Here is a 26,246-nt window from a genome sequence, read left to right on the forward strand (position 1 = left end):
CAGAAGACGATGCCGGCGCCGCCGCGCCGGACACGAAAAAGCGCGCCACCGTGGAGGGACGGTGGCGCGCCGGTGCTACATCAGAACTTGAAGTTCAGCTGCGCCTGGTAGCCGCGGCCGTTCTTGTACATGCCAATCGGCGCGTACTTGACCTCGTTGTACCAGTAGTACGTCGAGTCGAGCAGGTTGGTCGCGCTGAAGCTCACGCTCATCCAGTCGTTGATCTCGTACGAGGCGGTCAGATCCAGCTGCTTGTACTCGTCGGTGAACACCTGCGAGTTCAGGCGGCCGACCTGGGTGAAGTACTTGGAACGGTAGCTGTAGTTCAGGCGCACCATCCACGGGCCGTTTTCCCAGTAGGGGATCACGTTGTAGGTGTTCTTCGACAGGTACGGCAGGTTCAGGCCGGTGCTGGCGTCGGCGGTGGCGTAGGTGTAGTTCGCCTGCAGACCGAAGCCGTAGCCGAAGGCCTGCTGGTAGTTCAGCGAGGCGCCCTTGACCTTGGCGTTGGAGACATTGACCGGCGAGCTGATCTGGTAGATGCCGCTTACCCCATTGATCGGGTCGGTCAACTGCTGTGCGGTGGTAACGGTGACAATATAAGAGCCGATGTCCCGATAGAACACTTCGCCAGACAGCATGCTGGACGGGGCAAAGTACCATTCCGCGGCCAGATCGTAGTTGGTCGACTCGTAAGGCTTCAGGTCCGGGTTGCCGCCGCTGCCGGTCAGGTTGCACGACGTATTGCCGTTACAGGTCGTGCCATCGCTGCTGGTGCTGTTGAGCGAAACAGATCCTGCGAGATCCTGGTAGCGGGGACGCGCGATCACCTTCGCTGCAGAGAAGCGCAGCACCTTGTTGTCATCCAGGTCGTAGGCGATGTTGAAGCTCGGCAACGGCTTGTAGTACTGCTTGGTCGAGGTCACCGGGGTGTAGACGCCACCATTGGAGCTGAGCCAGTACAGCGACTTGTCCTTGGTGTCGACATAGCGCACGCCCAAGTTGCCGCGCCACTTGCCGGACTCGAAGTTCATCTGCGCATAGAGATCGCTGGTGATCTCCTTGACATCGAACATCTGGCCGTACTTGCTTTCCAACGCGCCCTGCGGAAGAGACTTCAGATAGGACAGCACCGAGTTCAGGTTGGCGGTCGGCCAGTTGACAAGGTCCGAACTGGCGTGGAGTCCATCGTACAAGCCGCTCGGAGTGGTGCCCGGGTTGAATGACGTCAGCAGAATGTTTTGGTTGGCATAGATCGCATTGCCGCGCGAATCCTGGCCGTTTTCGTGGTTGATGTACTTGTAGCCGACCTGAAGCTTGTTCAGCGGACCCCAGTCCAGATCGCGCGCGGCATCGAACTGGAAGTACTTCTCCTTGTCATTGGTGGTGGTGTACTCGATACCACCGGCTTGTTGACCCGACTTCAGGCCCCAGTTGCTAGCGCTGTTATTGCCGTAGGTAACGCCAGTGTTGGTGCCGTCATAGTTGAAATTGTAGCCGCCGTCCTGCAGCAGGAACTTCATCAGGTACTCGGGGTCCTTGCCGCCGGTGGCCTTGGTGGTGCCGACCTGCGAGGTGAACACCCACTTGTCGCCGTAGAAGTCGTGGCGCAGGTTCAGGCTCTTGGTGGTGACGTTGCTTTCGCGGTAGTTGGTGTCCAGCTGCGCATACGGCTGCTTGCCGTTGCCGGCGCCGTCGGTGACCGTGGCTTGGGTGATGTAACCGTTCTGCACGGTCGCGCTGGTGATCTTGTCCTGGTCGCCGCAGCCCGGGCAGACGTAGCGCGATTCGCTGAAGTTGTTGTACTTGCCCTTGATGTAGAGGCCGGTCAGGTTGAACTCGTTCTGATCGTTCGGCTTCCACTGCAGTGCGCCCTGCAGGCCGTTGCGCTCGCGGGTCTGCTGGAAGAAGGAACTGTTGATGCCCACCGGGATCTTGGCGGTCGCGACGTTACCACCGTCGCCGGAGATGCGCGCGGTCGGCGGGATGCCGGCGCCGGTGTTGTAGCCGAAGAACTCGATGCCGGCGCGCGACAGGTCTTCCTTGTCGTGGGTGGCGGAGATCAACGCGCCGAAGGTCTCGTCGTCGTTCTTCCAGCTCCACAGCGCCGAGCCGCGCGGATTGCCTTCTTCCGAACGGTCGTTGTAGTTGTAGCCGATCGAGCCGCGGATGGTGTTCTTCGGCAGGTCCAGCGGCTTGCGGGTGTGCACGATCACGGTGCCGCCGATCGAGCCTTCGTCGATGCGGGCTTCCGGGGTCTTGTAGACCTCCATCAGGCCGATGATTTCCGGAGACAGCAGGGTGTAGTTGAAGGTGCGGCCGCTGGTGTCGGTCGGGTTGCCGCCCCAGTCGCCCGAGGCGATGGTCTGGCCATTGAGCAGCACGCGGTTCAGCGCCGGGTCGGTGCCGTTGATGCTGACCTTCTCGCCTTCGCCGAACTGGCGGTCCACGCTGATGCCCGGCAGGTGCGCCAGCGACTCGGCGGCATTGGTGTCCGGGAACTTGCCGATGTCCTCGGCGCTGATCGCATCGACGATGGAGTTGGCCGAGCGCTTCACCGACTGGCTCTTCTCCAGCGAGGCGCGGTAACCGGTGACGGTGATGGCATCCAGCTGCTGGACGTTCTTGGAATCCGCGTTGGCGGAAGCGGGCGCTTCCTGCGCGGCGGCGTTACCGGACAGGTACAGCGCGGCCATGATGCTGAGGGCTAAGGTAGTGGTGCGGCTATTCATTGGCTAAACCTCTGGGTGAGTACTTGGGCATGAGGTGCCAACCGATGTTCCGGCGTGCTGGCCGCTGCCCGGCCTTGTGGATGGCGCCGCGCCTGGTGGCGCTGCGCGGATCGCATCTCGATGCGCGTCGTCCGGTCGCTGACGCGGAAGTAGCCAACCGGCGGCATCGAGGGCGCCAGTCCTTCCTGTGTTCCTGCAGGTAACAACCAAGTCCAGCAATACAGCAGTGCACCTTGTCGCCTGATCCGGACGCCGCTGCGTCCGGCCCGGCTCGGGGCGTGGTTTCGTCGGTTCGGGGATGCCGGTCGCAGCGTCAGCGCGCGTCCTGCCACTTGGCGCGGGAGGAGCGGCGATGCGTCGCTGTGTCTGAATCCCCTGAACGTGGCATGTCTTGAAGTTGTAAAACTTGTGTGAGCCGAGTCTGTCGTAGCGCTGACAGCGTTGTCAACACCCGTTTCACGTGGTTTTGACGAATGCAAGCAAGGCTCGCCGCGGCATCTTTCCGGAGGCTTTCGCGGCCCTTCGGTCGCGTCTCCTAGGTGCTTGTCTACAAAAGAAAACATGCCCGCGGAGGGCGGTTGCGTGCCCGCGGTAGCCGCGAGGCCCTGGTGTGGCAGGCGCTGCCGGTTGGCCGAGCGTGTGGCAGAAATTTGTGCAATGCGGCGAAATTTTGCGACGGATGTTCACCCATGCAACGCGCCATGCGATCGACCACTCGAACGGCCGGGCGATCCGGCCGACGAAGTCGCAGTGGTGAAGACAAAACGACAAACCGGTGAAATTCATCTTGACAACGTTGTCAAGGTGGTCCGACACTCGATCGATCAATCTGCCGAATCGGCGTGCGCCTGCTCTGGCGCAACGGGAGAAGATGTGTCCGCAAGCAGTTCATCAGTGGCAGCGGCCGTGCCGCGCGCCGAGCCCTTCATTGCTGCCGATGTCGGCGGAACCCATGTCCGGATCGGCCTGGTCGCACGCGCTGCCGGTGCCGGCCCGGCGCCGTCCGTCGATGTGCTGGACTATCGCAAATACCGCTGCGCCGACTATCCCGGTCTGGCCGAGATCATCGGCGAGTTCCTGGGCCAGGTGCAGGGGCCGAAGCCGACCCGTGGGGTGATCGCCAGCGCCGGTTACGCGCTCGAAGATGGTCGCGTCATCACCACCAATCTGCCGTGGACGCTGTCGCCGCCGGAAATTCGCGAGCGCCTGGGCCTGAAGGCACTGCATCTGGTCAACGATTTCGAAGCGGTGGCGTATGCGGCCGCGTCGATGGACGCCAGCGAAGTGCTGCATCTGACCGGGCCGCGCAAGGCGCAGCGCGGGCCTGCGCTGGTGATCGGTCCGGGCACCGGTCTCGGCGCCGCGGTGTGGATTCCGACCCAGGGCGGCGCCATGGTGCTGGCCACCGAGGCCGGCCATGCCGCGCTGCCGATCGGCAACGATCTGGAACTGGCGTTGGCGCAGCGGCTGTTGCGCGATCGCTCCTATGTGCCGATGGAGCATTTCCTGTCCGGCCCGGGCCTGCTCAATCTCTATCGCGTGCTGTGCGAGCTGCGTGGCGCCACGCCTGCGCATGCCGCACCGAGCGACATCACCGCGGCTGCACTGGGCGGCGACGATCCGCTCGCGCACGAGGCACTGTCCGCGTTCTGCGGCCTGCTCGGCAGCGTGGTCGGCGACATGGCCTTGCTGTACGGCGTGCAGGGCGGCGTCTACCTGGCCGGCGGCTTCCTGCCGCAGATCGGCGCATTCCTGTCCGCCAGCAGTTTCGTCGAGCGCTACTTGAACAAGGGCGCGATGCGTCCGGCGCTGGAACAGATCCCGGTGAAGCTGGTCGAGCACGGCCAGCTCGGGGTGATCGGCGCGGCGAACTGGTTCCTGCAGCAGCGCCACTGAGCGGCCCGGCGCGGCGATGGCCGCGCCGATAGGCGGCGTCCCGCAACGCCGGTGCGGCGTGCCTGGCGTGCCGTAGCGCTTCGACACATATATATGTCCCATGCCTGCGGCGCCTGCGTTGCGGTGCCGCTGTCTACAGCGTCACCGCTTGCCTGAGCTCACACGTCGCCGTGATGCGCCTGCAGCGCCGCGATCGCGGCCAGGCCGGCGGTTTCGGTGCGCAGGATGCGTGGTCCCAGGCGCAGGCCGACGAAGCCGGCGGCCTCCAGCGTGGCGCGGTCGCGTGGCGACCAGCCGCCTTCCGGGCCGATCGCGATCGTCGCCGCAGCGCCGCCGATGGCCAGCGACCGCAGGCGCTGTTCGCCCTGCGGATCCAGGATCAACCGGCAGGGGCTGTCCGCCGCGGCGCGCGCCGCATCGGCCAGCGCCAGCGGCGCGCTCAGCTGCGGCACGCGCGCGCGGCCGGACTGTTCGCAGGCCGAGATCACCACGCTGCGCCAGTGCGCCACGCGCTTGTCCACCCGCGCCGCATCCAGCTTCACTTCGGTGCGCTCGGCCCACACCGGCACGATCGCGGCGACGCCGAGTTCGGTGGCCTTCTGCAGGATCAGGTCCATCTTCTCGCCGCGCGCCACGCCCTGCAGCAGGGTGATCGCCAGTGGCGACTCGTTGTCGACCGGCTGCGCCGCGCCGATGCGCACGCTCGCGTTGCGCTTGCCGGCCTGCAGCAGTTCGGCGGGGTAATCGCAGCCGTCGCCGTTGAACAGCACGCAAGGATCGCCCTCGCGCAGCCGCAGCACGCGCAGCAGGTGGTTGGCGACGTCTTCCGGCAGGCTCAATTCGGCGCCGGCGTGCAGCGGCAGCTCCACATGGCAGCGGGTCAGGCGCATGCCACCGCCTCGTCGATCGCCGCCAGCGTGGTCTCGGCCAGCAGCGTCAACTGCTCGGCGTCCACGCAGTACGGCGGCATCCAGTACAGCACGTCGCCCAGCGGGCGCAGCACCACACCGCGTTGCAGCGCGGCACGGTAGGCGTGCAGGCCGACGCGTGCGGACACAGGGAAGGGCGTGCGCTTGTCGCCGTTGCGGGTGAGTTCGAACGCCACCACCATGCCGGCCTGGCGCACGTCGGCCACGTGCGGATGCTCGGCGAACGGCGCCGACAGTGCGCGCATGGTCTCGGTGGTGCTGCGGTTACGCGCGATCACGTCGTCCTCCTGCAGGATCCGCAGCGACGCCAGCGCCGCGGCGCAGGCCAGCGGGTTGCCGGTGTAGCTGTGCGAATGCAGAAAGGCGCGTTCGCGGCTGTCGTCGAGGAAGGCGTCGTACAGATGCTGGGTGGCCAGCACCGCCGACAGCGGCAGGAAGCCGCCGGTCAGGCCCTTGGACAGGCACAGCAGGTCCGGCATCACCCCGGCCTGTTCGCAGGCGAACAGGGTGCCGGTGCGGCCGAAGCCGGTGGCGATCTCGTCGGCGATCAGGAAGGCGCCGTTGGCGTCGCACAGTTCGCGTGCCCGGCGCAGATAGGCCGGATCGTGCATGCGCATGCCGCCGGCGCATTGCAGGCGCGGCTCCAGGATCACCGCGCAGATCTCGCCGGGATGGCGGTCGAACAGGTCGGCCAGCGCATCGGCGGCGGCATCGGCGCGTTCGCGCGCACTCTGCCCAGGCGCGGCTTGGTAGGCGTCGGGCGAGGGCGCGAACAAGGCCTCCGCCAGCAGCGGCGCGTACACCCGCCGATACAGCGGAATGTCGCCGACCGCCAGCGCCCCGATGGTCTCGCCGTGGTAGCCGTTCTCCAGCGCGACGAAGCGGGTGCGCCCCGGCTCGCCGCGGTTCTGGAAATAGTGGAAGGCCATCTTCAGCGCCACTTCCACGCCGGCCGAGCCATTGTCGGCGTAGAACACCTTGGCCAGCGGCGCGCGGCCGTCCTGGCGCGGCGCCAGCGCCAGCAACTGCTCGGCCAGCAGCACCGCCGGTTCGTGGCTGAAGCCGGCCAGCATCACCTGCTCCAGTTGCGTGGCCTGGGCGGCGATGGCCGCGGCGATGCGCGGTTCGCCGTGGCCGAACAGGTTGGTCCACCAACTGCTCACCGCATCCAGGTAGCGGCGGCCGCTGTGGTCGATCAGCCAGGCGCCTTCGCCACGGGCGATCGGGACCAGGGGCAGGGTGTCGGGGTGCTCGCGCATCTGCGTGCACGGGTGCCAGAGCACGGCCAGATCACGCGTGCGCCACGCCTCGGCCATCTGTGCTGCGGTCAGGTCTGATAGCATTTCGCGCTCATGAACAGGTTCTTCGCTCCGCGCATTCTATCGATCGACGCCGTCCGGCGCCGCAGGGTGCCGGCGTGACCCGTCGATTGCCGGTCATCCATGCCGTGCGCGAGCGCAGCGAATCGGCCGCCGAGCGCCGGGTCGAGGAGCTGGACCTGGAGTTCAGCAATGGCGAGCGCCGCGTGTTCCACCGGCTGAAGGCCCCGGGCCATGGCGCGGTGGTGGTAGTGCCGATGCTGGATGCGCAGACCGTGCTGCTGGTGCGCGAATACGCCGCCGGCGTGCATCGCTACGAACTGGGCCTGGTCAAGGGCCGTATCGACGCCGGCGAGACCCCGCTGCAGGCAGCCGACCGCGAACTCAAGGAAGAGGCCGGCTACGGCGCGCGGCAGTTGCGCGTGCTGCGCGCGATGACCCTGGCGCCGACCTACATGAGCCACCAGTCGTGGCTGGTGCTTGCACAAGATCTCTATCCCGAACGACTGACCGGCGACGAGCCGGAGGAATTGGAAGTGGTGCCCTGGAAACTGGCTGAACTGGATCAACTGATGTTGCGTGAAGATTTTTCCGAGGGGCGTTCGCTGGCGGCGCTGTTCATCGCCCGCGAGTGGCTGGGTCGCGCCGAATGATCCGTCTCACCAGTGATTTGCGCGAAACCGTGATCGCCATCGCCATCGATGCCGCCGCGGCCATCATGTCCGTCTATGCCACCGGCTTCGAGGTGGAGCACAAGGCCGATACCAGCCCGTTGACCCAGGCCGATCTGGCCGCGCACCAGATCATCGTCGAAGGCCTGGAGCGGCTGACCCCGGACCTGCCGGTGCTGTCCGAGGAATCGGCGCAGATCCCGTGGGAGGTGCGCGAGCACTGGACCACCTATTGGCTGGTCGACCCGCTCGACGGCACCCGTGAGTTCGTCAAGCGCAACGGCGAGTTCAGCGTCAACATCGCGCTGATCCACCAGGGCGCGCCGGTGTTCGGCGTGGTCCAGGCGCCGGTCGATGGCCGCGTCTGGCATGCGGTGCGTGGCGAGCAGGCATACCGCCGCGAGGGCTTCCGCGACACCGCGTTGAACACCCGGCGGCCGGCCACCGCGCCGCTGCGGGTGGCGGCGAGCCGCTCGCACCGCGACGCGCGTACCGACGCGCTGCTGCAGCGCATGGGCGAGATCGAACTGGTCGCGCAGGGTTCGTCGCTGAAGTTCTGCCGCATCGCCGATGGCGACCTGGACGTGTATCCGCGCTTCGGCCCGACCTCCGAATGGGACACCGCCGCCGGGCAGTGCGTGCTGCAGGCCGCTGGCGGCGCGCTGCTGGCCGCCGCGACCGGCAAGCCGTTCCGCTACAACCGCCGCGAATCGCTGCTCAACGGCGACTTCGTGGCGCTGGGCGATGCGGCGCTGCCCTGGCGCGACTGGCTGGGCTGAGCCGCGTAGCGAGCACGCGCCGCACGGCGCGCGCTCTGCCACACTAGGCGGCAGGCGGCAGCGGTGCCGTCGCACCGGAACCCGCCCGTGACTTCAGCCCGCTACGACCTTCCTGCCCTGCTCGACATCATGGCGCGCCTGCGCGATCCCGCGCAGGGCTGCCCCTGGGACCTGGAGCAGGACTTCGCCAGCATCGCCGCGTACACGATCGAAGAGGCCTACGAAGTGGCCGACGCGATCGACCGCCAGGACCTGCCCGGGCTGAAGGACGAACTCGGCGACCTGCTGCTGCAGGTGGTGTTCCATGCGCAGATGGCGCGCGAGCAGGGCGCGTTCGGCTTCGACGACGTGGTCGCGGCGATCTGCGACAAGATGGTGCGCCGCCACCCGCACGTGTTCGGCGACAGTCAGGTGGCCGATGCCGAACAGCAGACGCTGAAGTGGGAAGAGATCAAACGCGCCGAGCGCGCCGCCGCCGGCGAGCGCGACGGCTCGGCACTGGCCGGCATCGCCCGCGGCCTGCCGGAATGGCAGCGCGCGCTGAAGCTGCAGTCGCGTGCGGCGCGGGTCGGCTTCGACTGGCCCGGCCCCGCGCCGGTGCTGGACAAGGTGCAGGAAGAACTGGAGGAAGTGCGCGCGGAACTGGCGCATGGCGCCGCAGTCGATCCGGCACGCCTGCAGGACGAGATCGGCGACCTGCTGTTCGTCTGCGCCAACCTGGCGCGGCATGCCAAGGTCGACGTCGGTGCGGCGCTGCGCCACGCCAACCTCAAGTTCGAGCGTCGCTTCCGCGCGATGGAACGGCTGGCGCAGCAGGACGGCGGCGCGCTCGACGGTCTGTCGCTGGCGCAGCAGGAGGCGTACTGGCAGCGCGCCAAGGACGAAGAGCGCGCCGCGGCCGGATGAAGACCCTGCTGCTGTTCGTGCTGACCGCCGTCGCGGAAATCGTCGGCTGCTACCTGCCTTATCTCTGGCTGCGCGAACAGCGCAGCGCCTGGCTGCTGCTGCCGGCCGCGGGCAGCCTGGCGCTCTTCGTCTGGCTGCTGACCCTGCATCCCGCCGCCAGCGGCCGCGTCTATGCCGCCTACGGCGGCGTCTATGTCGCCGTCGCCTTGCTGTGGCTGTGGACGGTGCAGGGCATGCGCCCCACGCGCTGGGACCTGCTCGGCGCCGGCCTGTGCCTGGCCGGCATGGCGGTGATCATGTTCGCGCCGCGGCAGGGCTGAGGCCGCTCCCACGGGAGCTTGAGACGAACTCGGCGGGTGCACTGTGGGAGGGACTTCAGTCCCGACGCATTGGCTCATCGGAAAGCACGCCAGGTTGCGCGTCGTGGCCGCATGACCGTTGCGCCCCAGGACACGTCCCTGCGCGATGGGCGGTGCCCTGTGGTCGCGATACACGTCCTCGTCGCACCACGGCACGACGGAGGCCGCTCCCGCAGGCGCTTGCAGCGAATGCGGTGGGTGCACTGTGGGAGGGACTTCAGTCCCGACGCATTGCGTCATCGGAAAGCACGCCAAGTGCGCGTCGTGGCTGCATGACACCCGCGCGTCGCGTCCGTGCGCAGCGCGCGACGCCCGCGCTCCCGGCGTATGCTGGACGCCTGCGTCGCCTCGGGAGGGCCATCGCATGCGTCGCTTCTCCAGTTTTCGCGAGTTCTATCCGTTCTATCTGAGCGAGCACCGGCATCGGGTGTCGCGACGGCTGCATTTCGTCGGCAGCCTCGGCGTGCTGGCGAGCCTGCTGCTGGCGCTGTGCACCGGCCAGCTGCGTTGGTTATGGGCCGCACCGGTCTGCGGCTACGGCTGCGCCTGGATCGGCCATTTCGTGTTCGAGAAGAACCGTCCTGCCACCTTCAAGCACCCGCTGTATTCGCTGGCCGGCGACTGGGTGATGTTCAAGGACATGCTGCTGGGCCGCATCCTCTGGTGACCGGCACGTGCGCGTGCGCTGGCTATACTGCGGATTCGATTTCTTTCTGGTTAATGGAGCGACCTGATGCCGTCTTCCTTCTTCCTTGCGCTGGTGATCCTGTTCTTCGGCGTGGTGGTGCTGTTCAAGACCGTGCGCATGGTGCCGCAGGGATTCCAGTGGACGGTGGAGCGCTTTGGCCGCTACACCCACACGCTGTCGCCCGGCCTGCACTTCCTGATTCCGTGGATGTATGGCGTCGGCCGCAAGGTCAACATGATGGAACAGGTGCTGGACGTGCCCAGCCAGGACGTCATCACCAAGGACAACGCGGTCGTTCGCGTGGACGGCGTGGTGTTCTTCCAGGTGCTGGACGCCGCCAAGGCCGCGTATGAAGTCTCCAACCTGGAGATCGCCACCATCGCGCTGGTGCAGACCAACATCCGCACCGTGATCGGCTCGATGGACCTGGACGAATCGCTGAGCCAGCGCGAGACCATCAATGCGCAGCTGCTGAACGTGGTCGACCATGCCACCAATCCGTGGGGCATCAAGGTCACCCGCATCGAGATCCGCGATATCCAGCCGCCGCGCGACCTGGTCGATGCGATGGCCCGGCAGATGAAGGCCGAGCGCGAGAAGCGCGCGCAGATCCTCGAGGCGGAGGGCTCGCGGCAGTCGGAGATCCTGCGTGCCGACGGCGAGAAGCAGGCGGCGGTGCTGGAGGCCGAAGGCCGCAAGGAGGCCGCGTTCCGCGACGCCGAGGCGCGCGAGCGCCTGGCCGAGGCCGAAGCGCGGGCGACGGCGATGGTGTCCAAGGCGATCGCCGAAGGCGACGTGCAGGCGATCAACTACTTCGTCGCGCAGAAGTACGTGGAGGCGTTCAAGGAACTGGCCACCGCGCCGAACCAGAAGTTCGTGCTGATGCCGATGGAGTCCAGCGGCATCATCGGCTCGATCGCCGGCATCGCCGAACTGGCGCGCGAGGCGCTGAACAAGCAGGCCACCCCGCCGGCAGTGCCGCGCGTGCCGCCGCGCAACGGAGTCTGAGCCATGCGCATTGAGGTAGTGGCCTGGGGTGCCCTGACCTTGTTGCTGTTCGCGGCCGAATCGCTGGCGCCGGGCGCCTTCATGCTGTGGATGGGCTTCGCCGCCGCGGCGGTGTTCCTCGCCGTGCTGGTGTTCCCGGACATCCCCCTGCTGCTGCAGGTCGGCGCGTTCGTGGTGCTGAGCTTCGTCTCGATCCAGGTGTACCGCACCTGGTTCCGCAACCGCGGCCGGACCAGCGACCAGCCGCTGCTCAACCGCCGCGCCGAGCAACTGATCGGGCGCATGGTGACCCTGGACCAGCCGATCCACGGCGGCCGCGGTCGCGCCAAGGTCGACGACGCCTTCTGGGTGGTCGGCGGCCCCGACCTGCCGGCCGGCAGCACGGTGCGCATCGTCGGCGTGGACGGGATGACGCTGCTGGTCCAGGCGGTTTGAAAGCCGGGATTGGGGAGTCGGGGTTGGGGATTGGTGCCGCGAGTGTGCGGTACCTCCGCCTTCCCAATCTTCCTGCGCGTAGGAGCGGCGATCAAGCGCGCGTCCTTCGGCTCAGGACGCACGCTCTTGCTAATCCCGAATCCCAACTCCCCGATCCCGGCCTTCGCTGAAGCCGCTCCCACGGCACTGCGCGATCGAGCGCCAGTCCTTCGGATCCAGGAAAGCCGCTCTTACGAATCCCCATTCCCGATTCCCCAATCCCGGCTCCGCCCCAGCGATAATGGGGGACTTTTCTCACGGACCCGCGCCATGACCCAGAAGACCATCCTCAACGACAGCCACCGCGCCCTCGGCGCCAAGATGGTCGACTTCGGCGGCTGGGACATGCCGATCCACTACGGCTCGCAGATCGACGAGCACCACCAGGTGCGCCGCGACGCCGGCATGTTCGACGTCAGCCACATGACCGTGGTCGATCTGCACGGCGAGCAGGTCCGCGCGTTCCTGCGCCATCTGCTGGCCAATTCGGTGGACAAGCTGAAGGTGCCGGGCAAGGCGCTGTACACCTGCATGCTCAACCCGCAGGGCGGGGTGATCGACGATCTGATCGTCTATTACATGTCCGATGCGTTCTTCCGCCTGGTGGTCAACGCCGCCACCCGCACCAAGGACCTGGCCTGGATCGGCGAGCAGGCGCAGGCGTTCGGCGTGCAGGTGCGCGAGCGCGACGACTTCGCGATGATCGCGGTGCAGGGGCCGAACGCGCGCGCCAAGGCGATCGGCCTGCTGCGCGAGCAGGATCGTGCCGCGGCGCAGAAGCTCGGTCGCTTCGCCGCGATCGAGGCGACCTCGGACGCGGGCGTGCCGCTGTTCGTCGCGCGCACCGGCTACACCGGCGAAGACGGATTCGAGATCGTGCTGCCGCAAGCGCAGGCGCCGGCATTCTGGGAGGCGCTGATCGGTGCGGGGGTGAAGCCGGCCGGCCTGGGCGCGCGCGATACGCTGCGCCTGGAAGCGGGCATGAACCTCTACGGTCAGGACATGGACGATAGCGTCTCGCCTTACGAGGCCGCGCTGGCCTGGACGGTGACCCTCGACGAGGGCCGCGACTTCATCGGCCGCGCTGTGCTGGAAGCGCAGAAGGCCGGCGGCGCGCCGCGGCAGATGATCGGCCTGGTGATGGACGAGAAGGGCGTGCTGCGCCACGGGCAGAAGGTGCTGACCGCGAACGGCGACGGCGAGATCCTGTCCGGCACCTTCTCGCCGACGCTGGGCAAGGCCATCGCCTTCGCGCGGGTGCCGGCCGGCGAGCCGGGTGTGGTGCGCGTGGACATCCGCGGCAAGGAAGTGCCGGTGCGCGTGGTCAAGTTCCCGTTCGTGCGCGAAGGCCAGGTCCAGCCCGGCGTGCTCGGCTGAGTCCTGTCCGCCGCGCGCGACTTCGTCCCCAAGCGCGCGGTTCGCTACACTAGACTCCCATCCTCGATACCGTCTTCTTCCGGAGCAGCCCCATGAGCGAGATCCCTGGCGACCTCAAATTCCTCAAGTCCCACGAGTGGGCCCGCGTCGAAGGTAACGGTCGCGTGACCATCGGCATCTCCGACCACGCCCAGGGCCTGCTCGGCGACCTGGTCTACGTCGAGCTGCCGAACGTCGGCGATCACGTCGAAGCCGGCAACGGCGTGGCCGTGGTCGAGTCGGTCAAGGCCGCCTCTGACGTGTACAGCCCGCTCAGCGGCAAGGTCGTCGAGGTCAACACCGCGCTGAGCGACAAGCCGGAAACGATCAACGAGGACGCCTACGGCGAAGGCTGGATCCTGGTGCTGGAAGCGGACGATGCCGAGCAGTTGAACGAACTGCTGTCGCCGGACGAGTACGCCGAACTGCTCGAGGACGACGGCCACTGAGCCGACCGCCCATCGCGATACCCGAACCGGCCGCCCAGTGCGGCCGGTTTCTTTTTGGGCGCGGCTCGGCGAGCTCGCCAGCGTTCGCGCGTCGGCAGCGCCATTCTCGGCATGGCGATCCCGGAACGCGCGTCGCCTGCGTCGCCGCGTGCGTCGCTGCGAAGACCATGTGAGGTCGCCGCCGGGCGCACCGCGAGCGCAGCGTGTCCGTCGCGTCTGGCGGAGACCGATGCCGACGACCCGCGCGTCGATCGGCGCCGGTTTTCCGACGCGGCGCAGGTGCAGCGTGGCATGGAGACGCAACGTGGGTCGGCGACGCGGGGGCATTGGCGATGCGGTGTGCGCTGCTCGCGTCGCCGATGCATGACGGCGCGGTGCGTGCCGGCGCCAGTCGATCACCTCTGCGAGCTGTGCCGGTCGACACGACCGTGCAACGACATCGCCGGAGGACGCGTTGGCGACTTGGCATGGAGGTGGGCGAGGGCAGTCGTGCGCGTCGCGGTGTGTCGGCGACGTGCGTGCAGGTCGTGTCGCGGTGGCGCGATGTGGCACGACCCGGCGACGCGGCACGCATGCATCGCGCGCGTCGTGAGCGCCGCACGACGCAAAAAAGTTTGCGCACTTTTGCGCATTTGCACTTGTGCGATGCCGGAACCGCGTGCGGTCGCGAAATTTTTTTTCAGCTAGCGGACAGGCTGGCGTGCATCGCCGCGGTTCCCGCCGACGCTTCGCCGCTGCCTGCTCGCAACGCGATCGCGGCAGCGTGCCGTTGCAGAAAACACGGAAATTTCCCTGCTTTTTTTGCATGCGACGTTTTCCTCGCGGCGTCGGCGTCGGCGATCGGCGGCGTCGGCAAGGCGGCCAGTGCGGCATGCGGCGTCGGTGGCGCGCGCGCCATCGAAAAAAAAATTGCGTAGAAGTGTTGACAGTAAAAAAAACCGTGATTAGGTTTCGCCCAGCAGACGTTGCTGCGCAAGCGAGTGAATCGGATCGACATCAAAACGCGAAGCACAACTTGGACATCCGCCAGGAACCCGAAGATGGTGGAGTTGGAGTCGCTTCCCTCCGAGAAACGCAACGTCTCCCCTGGCATCGCACCCGTATCGACTTCCGGTACGGGTGTTTCTGTATCCGATCCGGCCCGCAGCGCGCGCCGGCGGTTCCCGCAGGCGGAGCATCGCCGCGAGGTTGCTTTAACTGGGCATTTTCAATCCATAGTTCACTGACGAGGAGCCATCCCATGGCGACGAAAAAAGCTGCGAAAAAGCCGGCCGCTAAGAAGGCGGTCAAGAAGACTGCCGCCAAGAAGCCGGCAGCGAAGAAGGTTTCGGTAAAGAAGGCGGTCAAGAAGGTCGCCAAGAAGGTGGCCAAGAAGGTCGCCAAGGTGAAGAAGGCGGTCAAGAAGGCCGTTGCCAAGAAGGCAGTGAAGAAGACGGCGAAGAAGGCCGCCACCAAGAAGACCGCGAAGAAGGCCGTCGCCAAGAAGGCGGTGAAGAAGACCGCGAAGAAGGCTGCGACCAAGAAGACCGCTGCCAAGAAGACGGTGAAGAAGTCGGCTGCCAAGAAGCCGGCCGCGAAGAAGGCAACTGCGAAGAAGGCCACCGCCAAGAAGACCGTGGCGAAGAAGAAGCCGGCCGCTCGCAAGAAGAAGGCCGCTCCGGTCGCGCTGCCGGCCACGCCCGCGCCGCTGATCTGATCCATCCCGATCGCTGTTCCTAGACTCTCTCCCCGGTGCCCAGCGGGGAGGGAGTTTTTTATGCGCGGCATCCTGCCGCGCGCGCTTGCAGTCCCGGTTGTGGGAGGGACTTCAGTCCCGACCGGAGAGTACCTCCGTGGCGCCTTCGTCCGACGATCCCGCGGCGTCCGTCTTCTCGATCCACGCTGGCCATTCCCTGTGCCTTGCTTGCCAGGCTGCGATGTGGACATCGCGCCTGTGCCTGTCGCATCGGCAACCGACGCGGCAAGCCGCGTCGCCTTCGTGCCACGGTCGGTGCCTACGGGCAGGGCCACGCATCCAGCTGATCTCCCTGGCATGCACGTGCGGCCTTGGCAGCCACGCGAGTATCGGGAGGGAGGCGCGGGCAGTTATCGTCGGCGTGCATTTACGCGACAGCTACGCCGGCAACGACACGACGCTAGGCGGCAACAAAGGCCGTCATATCGCGCTCAATGGATCGCCCCTGGCGTGGATCGACCGACCGTCGGGATCGGGGCCGTCACAGCAGCCGGAACGCCTGGCATTCGCCGACCCAGCCAAGACGTTGCGTGCGCACTTGCAGCGTGTCAGCGCGCCTTGCCCGCCTCCACTCCGCATCACGGGTTTTTCCCGCGTATCCGTGGACTGAGGGCAGTCTCCGGCCGCCTGCTTTCGCCACACTCACGCCGGATGCAGTCTGTTCTGTGGGAGTCGACTGTGGTGCAGCCGCGACAAGCGAAGCCGAAAGCCGGCCGACACCCTCTGTCGTCGGGACTGAAGTCCCTCCCACAGTACACCCGGTAGGTTCGCCGCAAGCCCCTGTGGGAGCGGATTCAGCCACGACTGGCTTTGTCTGGAATGCCCGTCGCTGCTGAAGCGACTTCCACAGTGGCTTGCGAGCTCGCCGGGTGGCTGTGGGAGGGACTTCAGTCCCGACGCATTGGGCCATCGGAAAGCACCCACCACGTCGCGCGTCGCGGTTGCACGACAGTCGACTCCCGCAGGAGGCTTCTCGTCGGTCGTTATCGCAGGTGTCCTGCAGTCGCGCCTCGCGTGCTGCCCCGCGCACGTCGGCGATGGTGCACCGGGTTGCCAGCACGCCAACGGCAGCCTGCGGCGATGCGGGGTGCAGCGACACCCGATGCCGGATCGCGAACAATGCCGAGAGGGCGCGGCGTGTGCCCTGTGCGCGATCTTGGAAGCGGCGGTGCGCCACCACCCTCACCGCGGCCGTACGCGGGCGCTCCCAGCGCCTGCTGCCGCTGGGGCGACGCAGTCGCCGATCGTTCGTCCAGGCACGACGTCGGCGTTGCGGCCACACTTTTATGGCCCGCTCGTTCCGGCGCATCGCCGCAGCCGGGACAGGACTGCGTCCCCGCGTCGGGAAAAAGGGCGCACGCGGCGCAGGTCAGCGCTGTAGACAGCAGAAAGGCGGTTCTCGCGCCCGTTCGCGAGGATGCTGCGCGAGCGCGCGGTCAGTGCGGCGGAGACCACGCCGTGTCGTTGCTGCGGGAACGGCACCGCGTCCCAGCCGGGAAGGGGCACACGCGGTGCAGTCAGCGCTGCAGACAGCAGAAGGCGGCTTGCGCCGCCTTCTGCGGGGATGCTGCGGGAGGACGCGCTCAGTGCGGCGAGGCCACCGACTTGGACGAGGAGGCGCCCTTCTTGTCCTTCGGGTCCGGACGCTCGGCCATCAGGTTGTCGCTGCCGAAGTCGGTGTCCACGTCCAGCCAGCGCTGCGCCGGCAGGCCGATCGCGCGGTCGAGCACGGTCGGCAGCAGGCCCGAGGGCAGGCCGCTTTCGCCGTTCCACAGGATGGCCACGCCGAGGTCGCGTTCCGGCACCAGTGCGATCAGGCCGCGGTAGCCCTGCACCGCGCCGGCATGGAAGATCACCTGGTGGCCGGAGTAGTCGAACACGCGCCAACCCAGCGCGTAGCTGGCCGAGTTGACCCGCGCGCGGCGCCAGCCCGAGCGCATCTCGCCCGGGGTGAGGATCAGCGGCGCGTGCAGGGTCGCCAGCAATGGCTCCGGCAACACGTCCGGGCGATGCCCGGTCTGCGCGATCAACCACTGCGCCATGTCGCTGATGCTGGCGTTGACGCCGGCGGCCGGCGCCAGGCGGTAGTAGGTCGGCTTGGGCGTCAGCGAGACCCAGCCGTTGCGGCTGCGCACGTGCGGGCGCGCCCAGCGCGGGCTGGCCTGGATGCCGGCCAGGCCCATGCTGGCGTCGTTCATGCCCAGTGGCTTGAAGATGCGCCGCTCCACCGACTGCTCGTAGAAGCTGCCGGACGCGGCGAACACCACGTCGCCGATCAGGCTGAAGGCGACGTTCTGGTAGGCGTAGCACTCGCCCGGCGCGCACTTCAGCGGCGCATAGGCCAGCTTGTGGCTGAGCGTGTAGTAGTCGATGTTGGATTCGACGTCGCGGTCGTAGGCGTTGTAGGTGAGGCCGACGCGGTGGCTGAGCAGGTCGGCGACGTTCAACTGGCGCGTGGCGACCGGGTCGCTGAGCTGGAAGCCGGGCACGTAGTCGACGACCTTGCTGTCCCAGCGCAGGGTGCCGTCGTTGACCAGCAGGCCGGCCATGGTGCCGGCGAACGCCTTGGACAGCGAGGCCAGGCGGAACACGGTGTGCGCATCGACCTGCTCGGGGCGATTGACGTCGGTGACGCCGTAGCCGCGCGCGCTGAGCACCTGGCCGTTGTGCACGATGGCCATCGCCAGGCCGGGCACGCGCTCGCCATAGGTCAACTGTTCGGCCACCGACTCCAGCGCGGCGACATCGAAGTCCTTGGCCAGCGGCAGCACCTGGCTCTGGGTGAGCGAAGCGCGGTAGGGCAGCGGCTGGGTCGGCGAGGTGTAGCGCGTGGCTTCGGTGTGCAGCGGCGGCGGCAGCGGTTGCGCGGGCGCCGGCGTCTGTGCGGTGGAGGACATCGCAAAGGGCAGCAATGCCCCGAGCAACCCGGTTGCCACCGGTCGAAGGAGCCGGTGCCTGCTGTTCTGTGTCATTGCGCCTGAGGCCTGTGAGGTGCTGCCGGCCACGATTCTAGCGCCGGATTTCTCGAATGCACAAACTGGGAGAAGATGAATAGGCATCGCCTTGATCCTGCTGGGGATTTCCCGCCTCGGATGGGGGTGTGCAGGCCTGCCGGCGGAGCGGTGGCGGGGACTGCGGCGGATGCCCACGGACATGCAATCGCCGTGCCGCGCAAGCCCCGCTTCAGCCCCTCTCCCCCCGGGAGAGGGGTTGGGGTGAGGGTACGTCACATAGCACCAGCAGAACTGCGGCAGCAACGGTCGGCAAATCGCCGCGTCATGAGGCCTTGCGCCCCCCAAACAACCGCCTCACCCCTCCCGCAGCACAGCCCGCCCACGGATCAGATCCGCAGCGCGCTCGGCGATCATCATCGTCGGGCCGTTGGTGTTGCCGCTGACTAGGCGCGGCATCACCGAGGCGTCCACTACGCGCAGGCCGTCGAGTCCGCGCAGGCGCAGCTGCGGGTCGACCACCGCCTGCGCATCGCTGCCCATGCGGCAGGTGCCGATCGGGTGATAGATGGTTTCGGCCTTGGCGCGGATGAAGGCGACCAGCCCGGCCTCGTCCAGGTCCTCGCGTGCCGGCAGCAGCGGCGCGCCGCGCCATGCATCGAACGCCGGCTGCTGCAGGATGTGCCGCGCCAGGCGCGCGCATTCCACCAGCATGCGCAGGTCGAAGCCGTCGGGATCGCTCAGATAGTTGGCCTGGATCCGCGCCGGCGTGCGCGGGTCGGCGTCGTTGAGCGCGATGCGGCCGCGGCTGCGCGGCTGCAGGTGGCAGGCGTGCAGGGTGAAGCCGTCGCCGGGCAGGCGGTTGCGGCCGTGGTCATCGAGCATGGCCGGCACGAAGTGCAACTGGATGTCGGCGCGCGCGTCCGGCGCCAATGGCGAGCGGATGAAGCCGCCGGCCTCGGCGATGTTGCTGCTGCCGGCGCCGCGGTGCCCACGCAGGAAATAGTCGAAGGCGATCTTGGCCTGGTTGCGGCGGTCGTAGCTGATGCCCGGGCGGGTGCGGTACAGCGTGCACACGTCCAGGTGATCCTGCAGGTTGGCGCCGACCTGCGGCTGGTCCAGCTGCACCGCGATGCCGTGGCGGCGCAGCGCATCGGCCGGGCCGATGCCCGAGAGCATCAGCAGCTGCGGCGAGTTCACCGCGCCGGCGCTGAGCAGCACTTCGCGCGCGGCGCGCGCCTGCACCTCGCGGCCGTCCTGCGCATAGGCGACGCCGACCACGCGTCCACCTTCGATCAGCAGGCGCAGCACCAGCGCGTCGGTGACCACCTGCAGGTTGTCCCGCGCCCGCGCCGGCGCCAGGTAGGCGACCGCGGCCGAGCAGCGTGCGCCGTCCTTCTGGGTGACCTGGTACAGGCCCACGCCCTGCTGCTGCGGGCCGTTGAAATCGGGATTGTGCGGGAAGCCCGCTTCCTGCGCGGCAGCCACGAACACGTCCGAGAGCGGGTTGTGGTAGCGCAGGTCGGAGACGTGCAGCGGGCCGTCGCCGCCATGCAGCGCATCGCCACCGCGGCTGTTGCATTCGCTGCGGCGGAAGTACGGCAGCACGCCGCGCCAGTCCCAGCCATCGGCGCCGTCGGCCGCCCAGTCGTCGTAGTCGGCGGGCACGCCGCGCACGTAGCACATCGCGTTGATCGAGCTGGAACCGCCCAGCACCTTGCCGCGCGGCCACCAAAGGCGGCGGTCGTTTAAGGCCGGCTCGGCCTCGGTCAGGTAGTTCCAGTTGATGCGGCGGTTGCTGGCCAGGCGCGCCAGGCCCGCGGGCATGTGGATGAAGGGATTGCGGTCGCGCGGCCCGGCCTCGATCAGCAGCACCTTGCAGTCGCGGTCCTCGCTCAGGCGGTTGGCGAGCACGCAGCCGGCCGAGCCTGCGCCGATGATGATGTAGTCGTACACCCGCGGTGTCCCCTGAGTTCCTGGCGCCGACGCTAGTCGCCGAGGATAGAGCATATGCTCGGCGCGGCCGTTCGCCGCGCGCGATGCGCGTACGGCGCGGGCGGTGGATCGCGCACGCGCTGGCGGTGTTGCGGTGCATCAGCTACCGTGCGCGTTTTCCGCCCCCCGAAAATCGCCATGTCCCGTTTTTGCGCCAGGGTCCGCCGCCGATGAGCGCCACCCCGCATGCCCCCGGTGCGCTGGCGCGGCTGCGCGGTGCCCTGCGCGATTCGCCGCCGCTGGCGTGGGCATTCCTGTACTTCTTCTCGCTGCTCAGCGGCTACTACGTGCTGCGGCCGGTGCGCGAGGCGATGGGCGCCTCCGCCGACGTGGCCGCGGTGTTCCCGCCGGCGATGATCGCGTTCTTCGCCGCGCACGGCATGCCGCTGAAGGAATTCGCGCTGCAGGTGCTGTTCACCTGCACCTTCCTGATCATGTTGTTGCTGCAGCCGATCTACGGGGCGCTGGTCAGCCGCTATCCGCGGCGGGTGTTCCTGCCGGTGGTGTACGGCTTCTTCATCGCCACGCTGCTGCTGTTCTACGTGCTGTTCGACAGCGGCGTGCCCGGGCGCGGCATGGCCTTCTTCCTGTGGATTTCGGTGTTCAACCTGTTCGCGGTGGCGGTGTTCTGGAGCTTCATGGCCGATGTCTTCAGCAACACCGAAGCGCGCGCCTGCTACGGCTACATCGGCGCCGCCGGCACGCTCGGCGCGTTCCTGGGGCCGGTGATCGCCAGCAGCCTGGTCGAACGCATCGGCATCGCCAACCTGATGCTGGTGTCGGCCGGCTTCCTGGTGGTCAGCGTGGTGTGCCTGCTGCGCCTGCGGCTGTGGGCGGTCGCCCGCGAACGCGAGCGCGGCGTGGTCGGCGGCGAGGCGCCGATGGGCGGCGACGTGCTGGCCGGGCTGAAGCTGATCGCGCGCGAGCCGCTGCTGCGCTGGCTGGCGCTGATGTCGGTGTTCGGCGTGGGCGTGGGCACCCTGCTGTACAACGAACAGGCGGCGATCGTGCGCCGCCTGTACACCGATGCGGCGGCCAGTACCGCCTTCTACGCGAACATCGACCTGGCGGTGAACGCAGTGACCCTGGTGCTGCAGTTGCTGGTCACCCGCGCGCTGCTGTCGCGCTTCGGCATCGGGCCGGCGCTGCTGATCCCCGGCTGCGCGATCCTGCTCGGCTATTCGGTGCTGGCGGTGTCGCCGCTGCCGATGCTGGTGGCGGTGGTGCAGGTGGTGACCCGCGCCGGCGAGTTCTCCCTGGCCAAGCCGGCCCGCGAGACCCTGTACACCCGGGTCGGCCGCGAATGGCGCTACAAGGCCGGCGCGGCGATCGATACGGTGATCTACCGTGGCAGCGACCTCAGCTTCGCGTGGTTGTACAAGCTGCTGTCGGGGTTCGGCTCGCAGGTGGTGTTCGTCGCGGGCCTGCTGGCCGCCTCCGGCATGACCCTGGGCGCGTGGCGGCTGCTGCGCGAGGCGGCCAAGCTGCCGCCGGAACGCACGCCGCCAACGCGCTGAGCCGGCGCCGCGTGGCGGGGGACTGGCCGCCCATCGGGCCGCTGGCTATGCTGACGCCCTGTCTCCTGTGCCGGATAGCACGATGATCCTGTTGGCTTCGATCCTGGTCGGCGCGGTCGCGCTGCTGCACGTGTACATCCTGGTGCTGGAGATGGTCCTGTGGACGCGTCCGTTGGGCATGAAGGTGTTCCGCAATTCGCCGGAGAAGGCGCAGGCCACGCGCGTGCTGGCGGCCAATCAGGGGCTCTACAACGGCTTCCTCGCCGCCGGCCTGGCCTGGGGCCTGGTCGCGCAGCGGGTCGACGTGATGCTGTTCTTCCTCGGCTGCGTGGTCGTGGCCGGCCTGTACGGCGGCTGGAGCGTCAGCCGCCGCATCGTGTTCGTGCAGGCGCTGCCGGCAGCGCTGGCGATCGCGGCGCTGCTGCTGGCGTATTGAGCCACGCACCGCGCACGCGACGCTGCGATCAGGGCGAGGCCGTGGCCGGCGCGCGTGGCGACACCCACATGGCGATGCGCGCGAAGCACACCACGTGCTCGTGCGTATCGCGGATCTCCACGCTGACCGGCAGGTCGTAACCACGCTCGGCGGCGACGATCGCCACGTCCGGCGTGGCCACCGCATGCATCGGGCCGAGCGCCTTGCTGCGGTATTCCACCCGCATGCCCTTGGGGATCCAGCGCATCGACGGCGGCAGGCTGGCGTCGACCATCACTCCACCGGCCAGTTCCGCCAGGTTGCACAGCGCGATCGCGTGTACCGTGCCGATGTGGTTGCTGACCCGCCGCCGGTGCGCGATGCGCGCCTCGCAGCGGCCCGGCTCCAGGACGGTGATGCGCGGGGCGATGCTGGCGAAGTAGGGCGCCTTGAAGCACACCGCACGCGAGAACAGCCAGGATCCCCCGGGCCAGCCTTGCATGCGGCGGTAGAGCGAGAGCAGTCGGCTCATTGCAGTTCCCCCGAACGCACGACGGCGGACCGAAGTCCGCCGTCGTGGGTGTCGCATGGTCAGGACGATCAGGCCGCTTCGCGCGAATGCCCGTCGTCGGCCGCCGCTGCGGCACGCTGGTAGTAGCTCGCCGAACGCAGTTCGTCGGTGTCGAAGTCGTCGACGCTGATCGTGTCCATGGTGATCTCGCGCAGCTCCTCCAGCTGACGGCGCTCGTCGGCCGACAGCACGCCTTGGCGCACCGCCTCGTCCAGCTGCGAGGCGAAGTCCAGCGATTCGATGCCCTTGCTCTTGAGCGCCTTCAGGAACTTGCGCTCCACCGGCTCGGCCAGCACCGCCTTGGTCAGGTAGCTGGCGATGCGGCCGCCGGGGTTGTTCTCGCACGGGGTCAGGAACACGCCCTGGCCCAGGCGATCGCGGGCTTCGTTCGGCGTCATCAGCAGCGCGGCGACGCGGTGGCCCAGGCGGTCGCCCGGCGCTTCGGCGCGGCGGCCCCACGGGAAGATCAGCGCCCACATCAGCCAGCCGACCGGACGGATCGGGAAGTTGCGCAGCGCCGCCGACAACGCCAGCTCGATCTTGTGCACGCTGTCGTGGAAGGCCCAGGCCAGCAGCGGCTGGTCGGTGGCCGGCGCGCCGTCGTCGTGGTAACGCTTGAGCATGGCGCTGGTCATGTAGATGTGGCTCAGCACATCGCCCAGGCGTCCGGACAGCGACTCCTTGAACTTCAGCTTGCCGCCGAGCATCAGCATCGACACGTCGGCCATCAGCGCCAGGTTCGCCGAGTAGCGGTCCAGCTTGCGGAAGTAGCGGCGGGTGTAGGCATCGCCCGGCGCGGCGCCGATGCGCGCGGCGGTCAGGCCGAACCACAGCGAACGCACCGCGTTGGAGATGGCGAAGCCGATGTGGCCGAACAGGTTGCGGTCGAACTCGTCGACGCCGGCCTTGTGATCCGGATTGCCGGCGGCCTTCATCTCCTTCATCACCCACGGATGGCACAGGATCGCGCCCTGGCCGAAGATCAGCAGGCTGCGGGTCATGATGTTGGCGCCTTCCACGGTGATCGCGATCGGCGCGGCCTGCCAGCTGCGGCCGGCGAAGTTGCGCGGGCCGAGGATGATGCCCTTGCCGCCGACCACGTCCATCACGTCGCTGATGACCTCGCGGCTCATCGTGGTGCAGTGGTACTTGGCGATCGCCGACGGCACCGACGGCACGTCGCCGCGGTCCACCGCCGCGGCGGTGGCCTGCGACAGCGCGCTGATCGCATAGGCCTTGCCGCCGATCCGCGCCAGCGCCTCTTCCACGCCTTCGAAGCGGCCGACCGACAGGCCGAACTGCTTGCGGATGCGCGCATACGCGCCGGTGACGACCGCGCCGAACTTGGCGCCGCCGCTGGCGGTGGAGGGCAGGGTGATCGAGCGGCCGACGGCCAGGCACTCGTTGAGCATGTTCCAACCCTTGCCGACCATTTCCACGCCGCCGATCAGCTGGCTCAGCGGGATGAACACTTCGCGGCCATGGATCGGGCCGTTCTGGAACGGCGAGTTCAGCGGGAAGTGGCGGCGGCCGATCTCGACCCCCGGGGTCTCCCGCGGCAGCAGCGCCAGGGTGATGCCGATGTCCTTGGTGTCGCCGATCAGGCCTTCCGGGTCGTACATGCGGAACGCCAGGCCGACCAGGGTCGCCACCGGGGCCAGGGTGATGTAGCGCTTGTCGAAGGTCAGCTTGACGCCGAGCACGTTGGCGCCGTTCCACTCGCCCTTGCAGACGATGCCGTAGTCGGGGATCGAGGTGGCATCGGAGCCGGCGAACGGACCGGTCAGGCCGAAGCAGGGCACTTCCTGGCCCACCGCCAGACGCGGCAGGTAGTAGTCCTTCTGCTCCTTGGAGCCGTAATGCAGCAGCAGTTCGCCCGGGCCCAGCGAGTTGGGCACGCCGACGGTGGAACTGACCACGCTGGAGACCGAGGCGATCTTCTGGATCACCTTGTGGTGGGCCAGCGCGGAGAAGCCCAAACCGCCGTATTCCTTCGGAATGATCATGCCGAAGAACTTGTTCTTCTTGATGAAGCTCCAGATCTCCGGTGGCAGGTCGGCGTGGACGTGGGTGATTTCCCAGTCGTTGGTCATCCGGCACAGCTCTTCCACCGGGCCATCGAGGAAGGCCTGCTCTTCGGCGGTCAGCTGCGGCTTGGGATAGTTCAGCAGCTTCTGCCAGTCAGGGTCGCCGGTGAACAGCTCGCCTTCGAAGCCGACCGAGCCGGTTTCCAGAGCGATGCGCTCGGTCTGCGACAGCGGCGGCAGCACCTTGCGGAACACCTTCAGCATCGGCGCGGTGAGCAGCGGCTTGCGCACGAACGGCAACAGCAGCGGCATCGCGACCACCGCCAGCACGACGGCCGCGACGATGGTGGCGACGTGGTTGGCGCCGAGCAGCCAGCACGCGACCAGCAGCGTGGCGCTCAACGCGGCCCAGACGGCGAGCCGCATGCGGTGATAGGCGGCGAACGCGCCGGCCAGCAACAACACGAGGAAGGGGGCAATGATGCTCATGGGCGTGCTCCGGGGAGGTACTCGGTGACGGCGGACGATGCGCCGGCGCAGGCCGGTGGCAGGGCGTCCAGGTAGTGCAACACAGTGGCGGTAAATGCGGCGTTGTCGTCGCCGGCCAGCATATGCGTGGCCTCGGGCAGATGCGCATGCTGCGCATGCGGCACCAGCGACAGGAACTCTTCGATGGTCTGCGGCGTGACCAGGTCGCTGCGGCCGCCGCTGATCAGCAGCAGCGGGCACTGCACGTGTGCGGCGGCCTGCGCGATCGCGCCCTGGTGCTGGTCGCTGTCGCGCGCCAGCTCTTCGACCAGGCGCGGATCCCAGTGCCAGTACCAGCGGCCGTCGGCGTGTTGCCGCAGGACGCTGCGCAGCGCCTCGGGCGACTTGCGCGCGCGCTGCGGCAGGTAGGCGGCGATCGCGTCGCCGGCCTCGTCCAGGCTGGCGAAGCCCTGCGGATGCGCGGTCATGAAAGCGAGGATGCGCTCGACCCCGGCCGGCTGCCAGCGCGGGGTGATGTCCACCAGCACCATCGCGCGGAACAGGCCCGGCCAGCGCGATTCGGCGATCAGCCCGAACAGCCCGCCCATCGAGGCGGCGACCAGCACCGGTGGCGGCGACATCTCGCCGGCGACCACGATCAGGTCGTCGGTGAACTGCTCGCCGCGATAGGGCAGGTCCGCCGGGTTGCGTGCGGAGTCGCCATGGCCGCGCGCGTCGTAGGCGACGCTACGGTACCCATGCGCCTGCAGCGCCGCGGCGGTCGCCGACCAGGCATGCCGGGTCTGGCCGAAGCCATGCGCGAACAGCACCGATCCCGCTTCGCCGGGACCGGTGACGGTCGCGGCCAGCGCCAGCTCGCCGGCACCCGAGAGGGTAGCCGAGGCGGCATGCGGGACGGTGGCGGAAGCGGAAACCATACG

General features: G+C 68.0%; 22 protein-coding genes. 14 read left to right on the forward strand and 8 right to left on the reverse strand.

Features of this window, described 5'->3' with window-relative positions; translation table 11 throughout:
• Nucleotides 1-80: 80 nt before the first annotated feature.
• Nucleotides 81-2,732: a TonB-dependent receptor gene (locus tag CEK65_RS10825; protein WP_152181727.1), complete on the reverse strand. Its 2,652-nt coding sequence runs from the start codon at nucleotides 2,730-2,732 to the stop codon at nucleotides 81-83.
• A gap of 873 nt (nucleotides 2,733-3,605) precedes the next feature.
• On the opposite strand from CEK65_RS10825, the gene CEK65_RS10830 reads away from it, so the two are divergent.
• The gene (locus CEK65_RS10830) at nucleotides 3,606-4,628 is read left to right on the forward strand and encodes a glucokinase family protein (RefSeq protein WP_152181740.1); all 1,023 of its coding nucleotides are present in this window, start codon (nucleotides 3,606-3,608) and stop codon (nucleotides 4,626-4,628) included.
• Between the two features lie 158 nt (nucleotides 4,629-4,786).
• Here CEK65_RS10830 and CEK65_RS10835 read toward each other — a convergent pair whose 3' ends face one another.
• Both CEK65_RS10835 and bioA read right to left on the reverse strand, forming a co-directional pair.
• A complete protein-coding gene (locus tag CEK65_RS10835) occupies nucleotides 4,787-5,518 on the reverse strand; it encodes a 16S rRNA (uracil(1498)-N(3))-methyltransferase (RefSeq protein WP_152181728.1) in 732 nt (243 codons plus the stop codon).
• Nucleotides 5,509-6,900: an adenosylmethionine--8-amino-7-oxononanoate transaminase gene (gene bioA, locus CEK65_RS10840; RefSeq protein ID WP_152181729.1), complete on the reverse strand. Its 1,392-nt coding sequence runs from the start codon at nucleotides 6,898-6,900 to the stop codon at nucleotides 5,509-5,511. Before bioA ends, CEK65_RS10835 begins: the two co-directional genes overlap by 10 nt.
• A 74-nt stretch (nucleotides 6,901-6,974) precedes the next feature.
• Here bioA and nudE point away from each other — a divergent pair, with 74 nt between their 5' ends.
• The 11 genes from nudE to CEK65_RS10895 all read left to right on the forward strand — a co-directional run bounded on the left by nudE (nucleotide 6,975) and on the right by CEK65_RS10895 (nucleotide 15,322).
• Nucleotides 6,975-7,529 carry an ADP compounds hydrolase NudE gene (gene nudE / locus CEK65_RS10845; RefSeq protein ID WP_026143746.1) on the forward strand — a complete coding sequence of 185 codons (555 nt, stop codon included), beginning with the start codon at nucleotides 6,975-6,977 and terminating at the stop codon, nucleotides 7,527-7,529.
• Nucleotides 7,526-8,326: a 3'(2'),5'-bisphosphate nucleotidase CysQ gene (gene cysQ, locus CEK65_RS10850; RefSeq protein ID WP_017912917.1), complete on the forward strand. Its 801-nt coding sequence runs from the start codon at nucleotides 7,526-7,528 to the stop codon at nucleotides 8,324-8,326. The genes nudE and cysQ overlap by 4 nt, the downstream gene beginning before the upstream one ends.
• 129 nt (nucleotides 8,327-8,455) lie before the next feature.
• Nucleotides 8,456-9,232, forward strand: coding sequence for a nucleoside triphosphate pyrophosphohydrolase (gene mazG / locus CEK65_RS10855; protein WP_255424528.1), 777 nt, complete (start codon nucleotides 8,456-8,458; stop codon nucleotides 9,230-9,232).
• Entirely contained in the window at nucleotides 9,229-9,552 is a 324-nt protein-coding gene (locus tag CEK65_RS10860; RefSeq protein ID WP_017912920.1) for a YnfA family protein, read from the forward strand. The genes mazG and CEK65_RS10860 overlap by 4 nt, the downstream gene beginning before the upstream one ends.
• 403 nt (nucleotides 9,553-9,955) lie before the next feature.
• Nucleotides 9,956-10,258 carry a DUF962 domain-containing protein gene (locus tag CEK65_RS10865; RefSeq protein WP_152181731.1) on the forward strand — a complete coding sequence of 101 codons (303 nt, stop codon included), beginning with the start codon at nucleotides 9,956-9,958 and terminating at the stop codon, nucleotides 10,256-10,258.
• Between the two features lie 63 nt (nucleotides 10,259-10,321).
• Entirely contained in the window at nucleotides 10,322-11,287 is a 966-nt protein-coding gene (locus CEK65_RS10870; protein WP_087963563.1) for an SPFH domain-containing protein, read from the forward strand.
• A 3-nt stretch (nucleotides 11,288-11,290) separates the two neighbouring features.
• Nucleotides 11,291-11,722, forward strand: coding sequence for an NfeD family protein (locus CEK65_RS10875; RefSeq protein ID WP_150409340.1), 432 nt, complete (start codon nucleotides 11,291-11,293; stop codon nucleotides 11,720-11,722).
• A 309-nt stretch (nucleotides 11,723-12,031) separates the two neighbouring features.
• Nucleotides 12,032-13,138, forward strand: coding sequence for a glycine cleavage system aminomethyltransferase GcvT (gene gcvT, locus CEK65_RS10880; protein WP_152181732.1), 1,107 nt, complete (start codon nucleotides 12,032-12,034; stop codon nucleotides 13,136-13,138).
• 92 nt (nucleotides 13,139-13,230) lie between these two features.
• A complete protein-coding gene (gene gcvH / locus CEK65_RS10885) occupies nucleotides 13,231-13,626 on the forward strand; it encodes a glycine cleavage system protein GcvH (RefSeq protein ID WP_017910465.1) in 396 nt (131 codons plus the stop codon).
• A 467-nt stretch (nucleotides 13,627-14,093) separates the two neighbouring features.
• A complete protein-coding gene (locus CEK65_RS10890; protein WP_148827634.1) occupies nucleotides 14,094-14,543 on the forward strand; it encodes a hypothetical protein in 450 nt (149 codons plus the stop codon).
• 323 nt (nucleotides 14,544-14,866) lie between these two features.
• Entirely contained in the window at nucleotides 14,867-15,322 is a 456-nt protein-coding gene (locus CEK65_RS10895; RefSeq protein WP_010344200.1) for a hypothetical protein, read from the forward strand.
• Between the two features lie 1,622 nt (nucleotides 15,323-16,944).
• On the opposite strand, the gene CEK65_RS10900 is transcribed toward CEK65_RS10895, so the two are convergent.
• Together CEK65_RS10900 and CEK65_RS10905 are read right to left on the reverse strand one after the other, a co-directional pair.
• The gene (locus CEK65_RS10900) at nucleotides 16,945-18,333 is read right to left on the reverse strand and encodes a serine hydrolase domain-containing protein (protein WP_026143743.1); all 1,389 of its coding nucleotides are present in this window, start codon (nucleotides 18,331-18,333) and stop codon (nucleotides 16,945-16,947) included.
• A 336-nt stretch (nucleotides 18,334-18,669) separates the two neighbouring features.
• The gene (locus CEK65_RS10905; protein ID WP_017910467.1) at nucleotides 18,670-20,268 is read right to left on the reverse strand and encodes a choline dehydrogenase; all 1,599 of its coding nucleotides are present in this window, start codon (nucleotides 20,266-20,268) and stop codon (nucleotides 18,670-18,672) included.
• A gap of 209 nt (nucleotides 20,269-20,477) precedes the next feature.
• Here CEK65_RS10905 and CEK65_RS10910 point away from each other — a divergent pair, with 209 nt between their 5' ends.
• Together CEK65_RS10910 and CEK65_RS10915 are read left to right on the forward strand one after the other, a co-directional pair.
• Nucleotides 20,478-21,824: an MFS transporter gene (locus CEK65_RS10910; RefSeq protein WP_043091861.1), complete on the forward strand. Its 1,347-nt coding sequence runs from the start codon at nucleotides 20,478-20,480 to the stop codon at nucleotides 21,822-21,824.
• Between the two features lie 82 nt (nucleotides 21,825-21,906).
• Entirely contained in the window at nucleotides 21,907-22,260 is a 354-nt protein-coding gene (locus CEK65_RS10915) for a DUF1304 domain-containing protein (RefSeq protein WP_150409335.1), read from the forward strand.
• 28 nt (nucleotides 22,261-22,288) lie between these two features.
• On the opposite strand, the gene CEK65_RS10920 is transcribed toward CEK65_RS10915, so the two are convergent.
• The 3 genes from CEK65_RS10920 to CEK65_RS10930 form a co-directional block, all read right to left on the reverse strand.
• Entirely contained in the window at nucleotides 22,289-22,771 is a 483-nt protein-coding gene (locus CEK65_RS10920; RefSeq protein WP_152181733.1) for a hotdog fold domain-containing protein, read from the reverse strand.
• A gap of 68 nt (nucleotides 22,772-22,839) precedes the next feature.
• A complete protein-coding gene (locus CEK65_RS10925) occupies nucleotides 22,840-25,326 on the reverse strand; it encodes an acyl-CoA dehydrogenase (protein ID WP_017910471.1) in 2,487 nt (828 codons plus the stop codon).
• Nucleotides 25,323-26,243 carry an alpha/beta fold hydrolase gene (locus CEK65_RS10930; protein WP_152181734.1) on the reverse strand — a complete coding sequence of 307 codons (921 nt, stop codon included), beginning with the start codon at nucleotides 26,241-26,243 and terminating at the stop codon, nucleotides 25,323-25,325. The genes CEK65_RS10925 and CEK65_RS10930 overlap by 4 nt, the downstream gene beginning before the upstream one ends.
• Nucleotides 26,244-26,246 lie beyond the last annotated feature (3 nt).

The organism is Xanthomonas sp. LMG 12459 (assembly GCF_009192905.1).
Classification (GTDB): Bacteria; Pseudomonadota; Gammaproteobacteria; order Xanthomonadales; family Xanthomonadaceae; genus Xanthomonas_A; species Xanthomonas_A sontii.